Origin of the sequence: Methylobacter arcticus, from assembly GCF_050917435.1 — a bacterium.
Classification (GTDB): Bacteria; Pseudomonadota; Gammaproteobacteria; order Methylococcales; family Methylomonadaceae; genus Methylobacter_A; species Methylobacter_A titanis.
Map to the genome: position 1 here is coordinate 3,147,742 of NZ_CP159583.1, position 11,984 is coordinate 3,159,725.

15 protein-coding genes are annotated in these 11,984 nt (G+C 47.0%); 8 read left to right on the forward strand and 7 right to left on the reverse strand.

The window, feature by feature from the left end:
* Positions 1–211: 211 nt before the first annotated feature.
* From ABXJ76_RS14945 to ABXJ76_RS14970, 6 genes are all read right to left on the reverse strand, one after another.
* The gene (locus ABXJ76_RS14945) at positions 212–478 is read right to left on the reverse strand and encodes a type II toxin-antitoxin system Phd/YefM family antitoxin (protein ID WP_432741537.1); all 267 of its coding nucleotides are present in this window, start codon (positions 476–478) and stop codon (positions 212–214) included.
* A 184-nt stretch (positions 479–662) separates the two neighbouring features.
* Positions 663–1,064: a hypothetical protein gene (locus ABXJ76_RS14950; RefSeq protein WP_432741539.1), complete on the reverse strand. Its 402-nt coding sequence runs from the start codon at positions 1,062–1,064 to the stop codon at positions 663–665.
* 44 nt (positions 1,065–1,108) lie between these two features.
* A complete protein-coding gene (locus ABXJ76_RS14955; RefSeq protein WP_432741541.1) occupies positions 1,109–1,672 on the reverse strand; it encodes a recombinase family protein in 564 nt (187 codons plus the stop codon).
* 303 nt (positions 1,673–1,975) lie between these two features.
* Positions 1,976–2,509, reverse strand: coding sequence for a plasmid pRiA4b ORF-3 family protein (locus ABXJ76_RS14960; RefSeq protein ID WP_432741543.1), 534 nt, complete (start codon positions 2,507–2,509; stop codon positions 1,976–1,978).
* An 84-nt stretch (positions 2,510–2,593) separates the two neighbouring features.
* Positions 2,594–2,881 carry a hypothetical protein gene (locus tag ABXJ76_RS14965; protein ID WP_432741545.1) on the reverse strand — a complete coding sequence of 96 codons (288 nt, stop codon included), beginning with the start codon at positions 2,879–2,881 and terminating at the stop codon, positions 2,594–2,596.
* Positions 2,882–3,126: 245 nt separating this feature from the next.
* Positions 3,127–3,354, reverse strand: coding sequence for a helix-turn-helix domain-containing protein (locus ABXJ76_RS14970; protein WP_432741547.1), 228 nt, complete (start codon positions 3,352–3,354; stop codon positions 3,127–3,129).
* 131 nt (positions 3,355–3,485) lie between these two features.
* Between ABXJ76_RS14970 and ABXJ76_RS14975 the strand changes: the two genes are divergently transcribed.
* The 3 genes from ABXJ76_RS14975 to ABXJ76_RS14985 are packed head-to-tail and all read left to right on the forward strand — an operon-like array spanning position 3,486 to position 5,393.
* Positions 3,486–4,247: an AAA family ATPase gene (locus ABXJ76_RS14975; protein ID WP_432741549.1), complete on the forward strand. Its 762-nt coding sequence runs from the start codon at positions 3,486–3,488 to the stop codon at positions 4,245–4,247.
* Entirely contained in the window at positions 4,214–4,759 is a 546-nt protein-coding gene (locus ABXJ76_RS14980; protein ID WP_432746536.1) for an AAA family ATPase, read from the forward strand. Before ABXJ76_RS14975 ends, ABXJ76_RS14980 begins: the two co-directional genes overlap by 34 nt.
* A gap of 28 nt (positions 4,760–4,787) precedes the next feature.
* Complete coding sequence (locus tag ABXJ76_RS14985) at positions 4,788–5,393, forward strand: hypothetical protein (RefSeq protein WP_432741550.1); 606 nt, start codon at positions 4,788–4,790, stop codon at positions 5,391–5,393.
* Between the two features lie 155 nt (positions 5,394–5,548).
* Here the strand turns inward: ABXJ76_RS14985 and mobV are convergent, their stop codons facing one another.
* The gene (gene mobV / locus ABXJ76_RS14990) at positions 5,549–7,225 is read right to left on the reverse strand and encodes a MobV family relaxase (protein ID WP_432741552.1); all 1,677 of its coding nucleotides are present in this window, start codon (positions 7,223–7,225) and stop codon (positions 5,549–5,551) included.
* Between the two features lie 568 nt (positions 7,226–7,793).
* Between mobV and ABXJ76_RS14995 the strand changes: the two genes are divergently transcribed.
* The 5 genes from ABXJ76_RS14995 (at position 7,794) to ABXJ76_RS15015 (ending at position 11,929) form a co-directional block, all read left to right on the forward strand.
* The gene (locus ABXJ76_RS14995) at positions 7,794–8,117 is read left to right on the forward strand and encodes a helix-turn-helix domain-containing protein (protein ID WP_432741554.1); all 324 of its coding nucleotides are present in this window, start codon (positions 7,794–7,796) and stop codon (positions 8,115–8,117) included.
* Entirely contained in the window at positions 8,036–9,052 is a 1,017-nt protein-coding gene (locus tag ABXJ76_RS15000; protein ID WP_432746538.1) for a tyrosine-type recombinase/integrase, read from the forward strand. Before ABXJ76_RS14995 ends, ABXJ76_RS15000 begins: the two co-directional genes overlap by 82 nt.
* Positions 9,053–9,393: 341 nt before the next feature.
* Positions 9,394–10,461: a tyrosine-type recombinase/integrase gene (locus ABXJ76_RS15005; RefSeq protein WP_432741556.1), complete on the forward strand. Its 1,068-nt coding sequence runs from the start codon at positions 9,394–9,396 to the stop codon at positions 10,459–10,461.
* Positions 10,461–11,582, forward strand: a complete 1,122-nt coding sequence (locus tag ABXJ76_RS15010) for a hypothetical protein (protein WP_432741558.1) — start codon at positions 10,461–10,463, stop codon at positions 11,580–11,582. The genes ABXJ76_RS15005 and ABXJ76_RS15010 overlap by 1 nt, the downstream gene beginning before the upstream one ends.
* A 146-nt stretch (positions 11,583–11,728) precedes the next feature.
* Positions 11,729–11,929: a hypothetical protein gene (locus ABXJ76_RS15015; protein WP_432741561.1), complete on the forward strand. Its 201-nt coding sequence runs from the start codon at positions 11,729–11,731 to the stop codon at positions 11,927–11,929.
* The last annotated feature ends 55 nt before the right edge of the window (positions 11,930–11,984 follow it).

The window sequence follows — 11,984 nt, forward strand, 5'->3', positions numbered from 1 at the left end:
AACCGCCGAAAATTCCGTCCAGCCATTGGTGTTAAGTCTTAACCTGTTTTTCGCTAGAAAAACATACAAATTGCTCGCGCCTTATACGGTATTTATGTTTATCAGGTTGATAACCTCTTAACGACCGTTAATTGATATACAACTAATTATCTATCTTTATCAATCAATTATAAATAACTACATTTTAGTCGGAAATCTCGGCGGTTTGGGCTTACAACCCCATTAAGGCGTTCAGATGATCATGCGCTGGATTCATTTGTACTTTAGCAATTGCAGCAACAGTTTCTTCCGGTAGCTCACTTATATGATAAGCGTGTCGTGAGTGGGCTTTGAGAAGCATATATTCACGATATTCATGTTCAGAAACGAAATATCCGCTCGTTCGCCCATGACTTGTAATCGCGATTACCTCTCTTTGCACTCGCTCTTTGTATTGTCCAAAATTTTTTACAAATTCGGTTGCTGGGACTTCTAGCATGACACACCTCTAATACATAATATGCGTATATTACGGAAAATACGCATTTTGTCAATTGTTATGTTCTTTTCCATTTATGCTCAGGGGTTGCGTCCGAAACCGGTTGGGCTCGCATTTAGGGTGCGTTTAAATGCGCCCAAGATGATCCACTAAGTCAAACAAATTCGTTTGGTTGACGTTTTTCTTACGCTTCCTCATTTTTAACCACTGACCTATTTCGCCAGCTTGGACCATTCTCGCAACATGCTTTCGCTTCTTCCAGTGTGCCGAATGCGCCCCATGATATAGGCCGATCCCATGCACCACCGTCAAGGCAATGGACACGATAAGCTGTTCCGGATGGGAAGTGCTTAAACCAAGATTCCTTTTTTTCCTGAATCCATTTGTTAAAATCTGCCTCGGTTTTCGCTATGTATTCAGCTTCAAAGCCTGCCGTTCTTTTTTGATAATCTTCCCAAGTATCGTTTTCTTCATACTCGTCAGTCAAAATAATAGGCACTTGCCAGAATTTCTTTAATTCTCTTGGCGATCTGGCATCGTTTGCGCGGTCAAAAAAATGTTCGGGTAGTTTTGGATTGATCAACATTTCTGCAGCTCCTAAGTTCGTTTTTTATATCGTGTCTGAGTGAATTATGCTGCAGCCAGGATCTTATAAAGTGTCGGTCGGCTAATGCCGAATTGCTTTGCTATTTTGCTTTTATCTGCGCCGATAGACTCCGCCAGGTCTTTTATTTCTGCTACCTGCGCCAATGACAGTTTAGGTGGTGCGCCTAGTTTCTGCCCTCTGGCCTGAGCCGCTGCTATACCCTCCCGCTGCCTTTCTTTTATCAAGGTGCGCTCGAATTGAGCAAATGCGCCTAACATCTGGAACATAAGCTCCTGCATTGGTCTGCTGGCCGACGCGTCGAAGATTAGATTTTCTTTATGAAAGTGAACCGATACACCCTTGATTTTCAGGGCATCGACTAAGGTCTGTAGGTCTTTAAGGTTTCTGGCCAGTCTATCAATGCTGTGAACATGAAGCGTGTCCCCGCGTCGCAAATGGTTAAAACATTTATCAAGCTCCGGTCGGTCGGTGTTCTTGCCACTGGCCTTATCTGTGAATGTGGCATCGAGGGCAATATCTGCGAGTTGTCGCTCTGTGTTTTGCGATCCAGACGAAACCCGAATATACCCAACATTTTGACCTTTCATAATTTACCCCTGTTTATGTGTAAAATAATACCTTAGACATACGATAACACTTGTAAGTTAAATGTCAATTTAAGTTTATATTACACGGTATAATCAGGTATGCAGGGATAGGTGCTTAGTGTAACTTAAAGTATACTTAACCTTACACGTAATCGGCAAAGTCTGGGAATGGCAAAGTTGTCCGTAGATCTTTCTGGGCAGGGGGTAGCAAAATCCCGTGAAACTTTAGATGATTAACATCCAAAAACGAAGGAATCGTTATCGTACCTTTTAATGCTGAGCCGAAATAGCAAGGCCACTAACTTAGTCACCCACAACTTCGGCATACTCAGCCAGGCGCTCGTTGGCCTCATCCAGCTCGAAGAGCTTGGGATCGAATGAGCCGCCCAACCACTCGACAAGTTCGCGACGGCGGGCATTCCACCTCCCCGCCAGGGTTTTCAGCATATCGGCGTAGCCCCATGACCCGCCGCAATCCTCAGGTGGGCATGCACTTTTCCCTGCAACACAGCGCGGATAGATGACACCGGGCCGAATCCTCATCTCTTTCTCGATTGTGACCAGGTGCTCCCAGTTATCGCCAAAGTCATAAACGTAACACAGCGTATCCCCAATGCGGCATACGTCGGCCAGGGTCGAACTGTCGTTAAGTTCTAATCCAGGCTCGGCGTGAAAAGAAAAGAGGTGCGCCAACTCCCAACCCATAACGCCCTGGATGAAGTAGTGCAGTTGCGACAATGTGACCGTCGAGTAGGTATCGAAGCGCCGCCAGACCATCGGTCTCGTTTCATTAAGAACAACCTTGATACGCCAAACGGGCGGGTGATTTATGGCCATGTGCGAAACTCCGTTCCCATTTCCCCGAAGTATTGTTCATGCCGTTTACCGAATTTAATCATTAACTTTCGATTTAACAACGGATCAGTGCAGCATTGAGCGCAGGTAGCGACAACATCCCGATAGATTGCTGCCGGAACCGTTCTTTCCCCCTAGATAATTCATTAGAAGCTTATTGCCTAATTGATCAGTTGTTTTACTTCCCCTTTGAAACATGAAAATATTGGGAAGTTGGCCGTAGGCCGCAAAAACAACATATCGCCAACTCGGGTCTGGAGTTCCCTTCTCAGGAAGAGCCTCCACCGAATAATTGATGTCTCCACCATTACTCATGTCAATCAGCGTCCAGTATTTACCAGTAAACAGCGTCATAATTGACCATGAAAATTATTACTACATTGTTTTATAAGATTTATTTGTTAGCAAGCTGGTAAAAACTAATGCTGAAAGTGGTAACTTTTGCACGCTGATTTCCAGCTAGGGTTATTCAAGTTTTTAGCGCATTGTTAATTGGAAAACATCAGATTTCTGGAGGGGGCGAGCTTTCGTTTTTATCGACATACACGGAAAATTCCCCCTAAAACCTTTTGGATTATATGTAGGTTGAGAAACTGACCTTAACCCTCATTTGGCTTTTTTGGTTCATCGGGTACATATTCAAACAGCTCTTCAATGCTGCAATTAAAATATTGGCACAATGTGTCCACTACATCTTTTTCAATTCGCGTAAAATTTTCCTGATAAAGACGCGTGATAGTTCCTCGGTTGATATTAGTGTCTCGTGCCACGTCACTAATTTTCAGTTTGCGCTCACCTAAAATGCGCGATAAATAGCATCGAATCATATTTCACCATAAAAAATAATCTACTGTAGATCAAAATAACTTTCTATAAGTTATTTTATACCTATAATAATCTGCAAGAGATCAAAAAGACCTCTTGACTACAGTTTAATTCTACTACAGATTATTTATTCTTGGAGATTATTATGCGTGCAACCCACCCCCCAGGCTTTGGCTGGCACCCCATTAACTATCACAACGCGCAGCTATTACTGCCTAAGGCGTTAATCAAGCACCTGGCTCAACAAGCGGCGCTTGATACCGAGCAGGACTTGCTTCAAGACGCGATTGACGAGACTATCAAGCAGCTGCTGGTAGACGGTAATTTAAGCCTACCGCAGCTGCATGAGTACCTCGTCGCTTTTGCCCAGGAAGCGAAGCAGCAAGCCACCGCCAAGCCTTTAAAATCCCACAACCCCAGCGATAAATACGTCAAAGTTTTCGATAACGACAAGATCCAAACACTTAAACGCGACAAAGCGACGACCCGCAACGTGCTGGCGGTGATGAAACGGTTCGCCGATGATGATAACGGCAAGCGTCTGCTAAAAACAGTGCCTGCAAATTTTATGGCACAGATGCAAGCGTTAAAGACGCAATATCCAAATTGTCATAGCTTTTTAGACTATGTAGAGTCATTTGCGATGCTAGCTCTAAAACAGCCGTACCCGACATTTTATTTCCCACCCGTTCTGTTAATCGGCCCGCCCGGTATTGGCAAAACCACGGTCGTAAATGCGGTCGCTGAAATTGTCGGCGTGGCCAGTCGTCAGGTCGATCTAGCAGCGACGACAGCCGGTTTCGTCCTAGGCGGCAGAGCACGCAGTGGTCAGACGCGAAAAGCGGCGCTGTTGTCGAGCTTCTGCGCGATAACGACGCCGCGAATCCGATCGTAATTCTCGATGAAATCGACAAAGCGTCTTCATCGTCAAAATACGATCCTCTGGGTCCTCTGTATAGTTTGCTCGAACAACGCACTGCGGAGAAGTTTGTCGATGAAGCCTTGGATATGCCTTCGAATGGGTCACATATCTTATATGTAGCGACGGCAAACAGCCTCGCGACCATCAGCAAACCCATCCTGAGCCGCTTTATCGTTCTAAAAATTGACGCGATGAGCGCGGCGCAGCATGGCACCGTCACCCAATCGATCTACAGTAGGCTACTCGCCCAGCATGGCGCTACCGCGCTGTTTCCGTCAAAGGTCTCCAAAGACGTTATTGACGCGCTGCGCAATCAGTCGCCCCGAACTATTAAAGCTATGCTGCGCTGCGGACTAGCCCAAGCCGCAAAGCGCAACCCTAAAGCCAAAAAGCTTGCTCTTATTCCTAATGACTTGATCTTTTCATCGACTACAGAGTTGAGTGCCGGCGAATATGACGGCCGGCCATTCGGCTACGTGCATTAACATCATTCCTAAATATAAGGCGAATTCAATGAACGCAGAAATAACTGAAACAACTATCACAAAAGCCTGCGCGAACTGTGGCAAAGACTTCACCATCTCGACCGCAAAGCGACGGGGGCCCATACAGAAATACTGCTGCCACCGCTGCGGCACTCTTTATCACTGCCGGCACGTCAGGGATAAAGCGGCTCATACCGCCCGCCTCACCACGTATTTTCAGGATCATCCGGAAAAACGATTTTTGGCGTCGACGAAGCAGTCAGCGAAAGCGCGTGGCTTGTCGTTCGATTTATCGGAAGCCTGGTTCAAGGAGCGGTTAGACCGCGGTGTTTGTGAAGTCACGGGGCTCCCGGTGAAGATCAAATTGTATAAGAAAGGCGATGCCGGTCAACGGGGGTTTTACAGCCCTTCGGTTGACCGGATCGATAATGCCGTGGGCTACATCTCGTCAAACTGCAGGCTCGTATGCTGGGGTTACAATCTGGCTAAGCACGACTGTACGGATCGGGACTTAAATGCCCTCGCGATCTCGTTGCTGATTCAAAGCCTTCCGCCGGGCATGAAAGACACTTTCTTGGCGGTCATGCCGCCTGTGCTGTTGGCATCGCTGCCGTCTGGTCACCGGCTTTTTTAGCGCTAAAAAAGTGGTTGTTACTGCGCGATAACAAAAGGTTATCGAGCTAAATACCGAAGGGTAAACTGTTCCGATAATAGTGAAAAATGATATGAGTGTTAATCAGCTGCTTAACATACCGCCCGTTAACGCATGTTGCGCGAACGATTTTAGATTTAATCGGGATTCGCCCGCGAATCCCCTTCATCTCCCGGGGAAAGTGAATCTTGGTTGTTAGTTGTACTCAATGGTTCTATTGTAGCTTTAGCTCTAAGCACATCGTTCCAGTCATTTCCCTCCGGCGGTCGATGTCGTTCTACACCTGATACTGCGACCATCAGCCGCAGAGCGGCTTCGTCTCCTGCTTCACCGGCATTGAATGCTGCGCAAACTTTCAATCCCTTAGACTGCCAGTTGCGCACGTTCTTTGCCAGATCCTTACCACCCACGCCTGATAACGAGATAACACTGGCATCCGGATTTAACTCTGCGTAACTCATTGCTTCGATGGCGGACTCAACCAAGGCAACTGATCGAGCGTTTCTACCGCGTAACATACTGAAAAAACCTGTTTTTTTACCACGAAACCCATGCCACACATCGGCTGTCGTACCACGAAGCTTAACTCCGTCTGCCCCATACATAAAACAAGCGTTACTGCGAAAGTCCGAAAAAACCTTACCTTTTTCGTGCAGCGCATCGATTGTGGATGCTGCTAGTTTTCGCACCGAAACTAGATAGTGCCTGACTTTCTCCCAAGTCGATTCATCCTGTTGAGGTAGTGGCGCAGGCATTTTTACCGCCTCTTTTGCATCCTGCATGGCTTTATGCGCCGCCGCTTTCATAATCGCATCAGCGTTAAAACTGCCGCCCAGAAACGCACAGGCACCCGGAAAGTCCATCCCCTCAAGATGCATCGCTAAGTCAATCGCCCCGCCGCCGCCCTTTTGCATATCATGGTTATAAAACTTGGCTTTACCGTTTTTTGTTTCGATACTAATCCGTCCAAGCGGGCCCCGGTACTGATTTTTATCATCTTGGTCAATCTCATAGCCACACATTTCAAAAACACCTTGCAATGGGATATCGCGGATACGTTCAAGCTCAAGAGCGCGACTCAGCCTGGCCGCTTCAGTCTCTGCTGCATGTCGCCGCGCTTTTTCGCGCTTCTGCTCTGATGCCGCATCAGTAATTGGCTGCAAAGTCGGGCCTTGTATCATTGCCAGTCGCCCTGACTCAGTTTGCGCCCATTGCTCGCGCACACTCCCCCTAAACTCCATAGGTGGTATGGCAACTGCGATATCAGGCAAAACAGGGGGTATTGCCGTGTTGACGTTGCCGTAATACTCGCCAATTCGCGTATGTGTTGCCGTCGAGTGTTCTTTGCCGCGTCGTAAGCCAAGATGGTTTACGGCGTGAGCAAAACGGGTCTGAAGTTCGGATAACGATTTCTTGCCATCAAACCATCGAGAGGCATTGAGCTTGCCAGTGTCTGGACAAATTGGAACAACGACGGCGTGAAGGTGTGGCGTTTGCTCATCCAGATGAGTCACCACGGAGACTATGTTTTCAGTGCCGAAAGTGTCTCGAAGCCAGACAAGGCTGGCCTTTTCAAAATCTATGACACGATCTTCCTGGTACTGGCCGCCGCGTTCAGGATGGTCTGGGCGAAAATAGTCCGGTGATGCCGTTAGTAAGAACTCAAGAGCTAACACTGCATTTTTACGAATTTTGCGCCCACCTATTCTGTTTTTTACATCGCCGACAATATTGCCATCGCCAACAAGCCACCGGTTTAGCTTTGCCTTGGCTGGGTCGGCGTTTTGCGTTTTGCGTTTCGCGCGTTCGCGCACAATGGCCCTCGACGCCGCCAATGTTGCCGAACGTCTTCAATTTTTCAAACCGCATAACAGCGAACATGTGGATGTCTCCTAAATTAAAATTATTATTTCCCCGGTAGCAAAGTTAGGGGGGTGTCGGGGGGCTTGTGCCCCATGACCGCGCGAAGGAATTTTTTATCATCCCGGAGGGTGTTAAAAAATTCCGTAATAGGTACGGTTTCTTGCGAAACTTAGGCTACTGGGAAATCAAAAGCATATCTCAACGCTTAGCTCAACGCAAACTACGCTGCCCCAATCCAGATCTGGCATTAGGAAATGTCATCCATATATACGACTAGCACACAAATGATATATAAGCGTCGACTTTTAAGCATAGAAAAAATATTTTATTGTTATAAATCATTACATTGAACGTATTTTTAAAGCCAAGTAAAGTCGGCGTAACTGCTAAATATGCAGCTACGATATAAAACAAGGGAAGCTACAGCATGGTTACTTCAAATATATTTTACAAAGGCTATATGCGAAGTACGCACTGCTCACCCATTTTTATCATTTCAGCAATTACTGAGGCCTAAGCATGCAAACCTTAGACCTGCAACAAGCCGCTGAATTGTTACGCATTCATCCTGTAACACTGCAAGCCAAAGCCAAGGCCGGGGAAATTCCCGGCGCCAAGATCGGCAAGTGCTGGGTCTTTGTGGACGTTGACTTGATCGACCATATCCGCTCACAATACCCACGGCGAACATTGCAGGGTGCACAGGAGATAAGCCTATGTCACTCTTTAAACGAAAAGACTCGTCCGTCTGGTGGATTAAAATCACCCTCAACGGACGAACTGTACAAAAAAGCACTGGAACGCCCGACAAAAACAAAGCCCAGGAATTCCACGACCGGCTAAAAGCCCAGCTTTGGGAACAATCCAAACTGGGGGCCAAGCGGCGTTATACGTGGAATGAAGCGGGGTTGCGCTGGTTGAATGAAACCTTGCACAAAGCCTCACGGGTAGATGATCAGGGGCATTTGCGCTGGCTGGATCTATACCTGAACGGCGCTGCATTGGATGAAATCAACCGTGATGCTGTGGATAAGCTGATACAGGCGAAGCTGGCGACTCAAGTCAGCAACAGCACCGTTAACCGGATGCTGGCCCTGATCCGCGCTATCCTGCGCAAAGCGGCTCTGGAATGGGACTGGCTGGACAAGGTGCCGAAGATTCGGCTATTGCCTGAACCCAGCCGGCGTATTCGTTGGATCACGCGGGAAGAAGCGGATCGTCTGCTTCTGGAATTGCCAAACCATCTAAAAGCGATGGTGCGGTTTAGTCTGGAAACCGGACTGCGGCAAGCCAATGTTACCGGCTTGCTATGGTCGCAGATTGATCTCACCCGGCGTTGTGCGTGGATACATCCCGACCAAGCCAAAGCGCGGCGCGCGATTGCTGTGCCGTTGTCTAAGGCCGCAGTGGTGATCATTCGTGAGCAATTGGGCAAGCATTCAACCCATGTATTCACTTATCACGGTAATCCCGTGACTCAAGTGAATACCAAGGCATGGCGGCAGGCATTACAGCGGGCGGGGATTGTAGACTTCCGCTGGCATGATCTGCGGCATACATGGGCCAGTTGGCATGTGCAGGCGGGTACGCCGTTGCATGTGCTGCAAGAGCTGGGTGGTTGGGAGTCGGTCGAGATGGTGCGCCGTTATGCGCATTTATCCAGCGAGCATTTGGCGGAGTACGTGGATAGGTTGTCAGCTTTCCGGGTGGTCGAATCCGCTCAGGATAGCTACGATTTAGCTACGGGACACAAAAAAGGGCTAGACAATTTAGCCTAACCCTTTGAATATATGGAGCCAATGACGAGAGTCGAACTCGTGACCTACTGATTACGAATGCGAAGTTTTGCTATATTTAGTAACAAGCCACAACAAGTGACAGCAATAAAATCAATAGCTTGAGTAATTTTAATTATTGCTGATTATTGCCGCTTACTGTCATTATTTAAAGCTAATTGCAGTAAAAATGCAGAGCAATTATAATCATAACTCTAGAAGTAAAGCGGCCTCGCAGGTGCTACCAACACCAAACAAGGCCTTACCGATTCACTTAACAGATAGGGTTAAGCAAATGGCTAAAGCATCATACCAAAGCCGATTGCTATCCCATAGGAGCAATCATGGCAAACATCACCGAACGAACCTTAAAAGACGGAAGCAAGCGTTATACCGTCATTATCAGAATTAAAGGCTGCGAGTCCAGAACGGAAACATTTAGACGGCTAACCGATGCCAAGAAATGGACAGCAAAAACCGAGTCAGAAATCAGGGACGGCAAACAGCTTATCCCCCGATCCGCTTTAAAGAAAACCCTTGGTGACGCAATAGACCGCTATATCAGTGAGGTTTTACCAGAAAAGCCCTCATTACAGACTGATCAAACAACGCAACTCAATTGGTTCAAAGCTGAGTTAGGCAATATACCACTAGCCAACATCAATACACCTTTGATAGCCCAGTGTAGGGACAAGCTGAATACTGAAATGGGGCAACGCGGGAAAGTTCGCAGTCCTGCGACTGTTACACGATTCCTAGCCGCCTTAAGTTCAATGTTTAGCCATTGCGTATCCGAATGGGAATGGACGCGAGACAACCCCGTAAAGCGCGTAAAAAAGCCCGGGGTATCAAATGACCGCGTCCGGTTTTTGGATAATGACGAACGGCAACCATTTTTAAAAGCCTGCCAAGAATCCAGCAACAAACAGCTTTATTTGTGCGTCATTCTCGCTATGTCAACTGGAATGCGGCAAGCCGAATTAATGGAATTGACGTGGAAAGATGTAGACATCAAAGCAGGTTTTCTACTACTCAATAAAACAAAAAACGGAGAGAAGCGGCGAGTCCCATTATCTGGGCATGGTTTGGAACTATTACGGGGTCATGCCAAAGTAAGGCGGCTTGATACCCCCTTATTATTCCCCAGCAGAAAAGACCCGTTAAATTCTATCGACTTAAGGCGACCTTTTGAAAACGCTGTAAAACTGGCTGAGATAGAAGATTTTCATTGGCATGACCTCAGGCATTGCTGCGCATCATATCTACTTATGAACGGCGCCAGCTTGCCGGAAATAGCAAAAATTCTCGGACATAAAACTTTAGCTATGGTGATGAGATATAGCCATATGAGCGACGACCACGCAAGCGGCATTATTGCTTCGATGAATGAAAAGATTTTCGGGGGCGTGTGATGAGTCTTATTTTAAAGCTTGATGGCATTCAAAACCGCTCACAAGTTGATATTGACGCGGCTAAAAAACAATCTAAAGAATTGATGCAGGCTATGGCGTTCACAGTATCAGCTAAAGGTATGCAGGCCGAATGGGAAGATGCTTTATCAATTAAGTCTCAAGTTGCGAGAGCTTGCAAAGCTATGTCCCCGTCTACTATTGGTGAGGCGCTGGCAGCACAAAAGCAAGACCTGTTAAAGCAATTTCATAGCATCCCAACGATTAGTGACTATCTGGCAGAGTATCAATTATTAACACCTTTTGTTAGCGCGGCTACGGTGATGGAAAGTTATGCTCCACGCGCTGAAACCAAAGCCGAGCGAAAAGAGCGGGAGCTTAACGAACAGGGTGACTCCTCGCGGAAATGGTTCCAGCAACAAATAGACAACGAAAGGCTCAGGAATGAGCAGGAAATAGAAAACCACGTTGAAGCGATGCGGCGGTTTGAGGTGGAAAAGCAAGCAGCACAGCCACAAGCTGAAACCGTGGTTGACGCTGGCGCGGTTGGCAAGTGGAGCAATGAAAATAACTCAGCAGGAAGTTTTATTATTACATCGCCTGAACATAGAAAAACCCGAGAAGATATAGACGAGTTAAGACATTTACGGGAAAAAAAGGGACACGAACGTGACGAAAAAAGACAGGAAGATGAGCATCGAGAGTTCCACAAGCAGACGCAGTTCATAATAGATCAATCAAAGCGCCATAAAGAAATATTAATTGATGAGTGTGTTGTTGATGCAGTGTCGATAATCAAAGCCGAAGAACAGGCCAACAATGCACACTCCCAAGGTGACGGACAGAGTGACGCTGGCGCGGGTAGTGATACAACCAGAGAGCCAAAGGAACAGGAGTTAACCAGTTGGTTAAGGGAAACTTGGATTAAAGAAGAAAGGCCGGGGGGTACGGATTTCTTTAATAAATTGAAAAAATACGTAATGCAAAAAGGAAGCCCAATTACAGAGCATTACAGCGCCGGAAAGGCCGCGGGTATCGGATGGCAAACCAGCGCAGGCACAACAGGTGAAATGAAAAAAAAGACGATTCAAACAAAGGTAAGCACATTCAAGAGCACACCATAACAAAACACTGTCAATAGCAAAAAACAGGAAAAATTCCCTATAGCGTTCCGTGCTATGTTCCCAGTTTTCCCGGTTGAAGAATCGGGAAAAAACAGGGCTTTAAATATGTTCAGCCGCAATGTTACGGCGATTACCGGACATATCAAATGCCAGTCTTATCAACAGTTAATCAATTCACCGCAAAACAACCAGCATTCCCACTTGGTGGCCTACGCGCCCTTATCTTCAATGAACACACCAACGGCCTTGCCAAGTCCGGCGCAATAGTCAGAATCGGCAGAAAAGTTTTGATTGATGAATCCAAGTTCTTTGCTTGGGTGTCAGACCAAAACAAGGCGGCAGTATGAACCCGCGCCTAGTTTTCAATCAGCCCGAGTCGTTATACCGAGCAGCAGCCCCGGC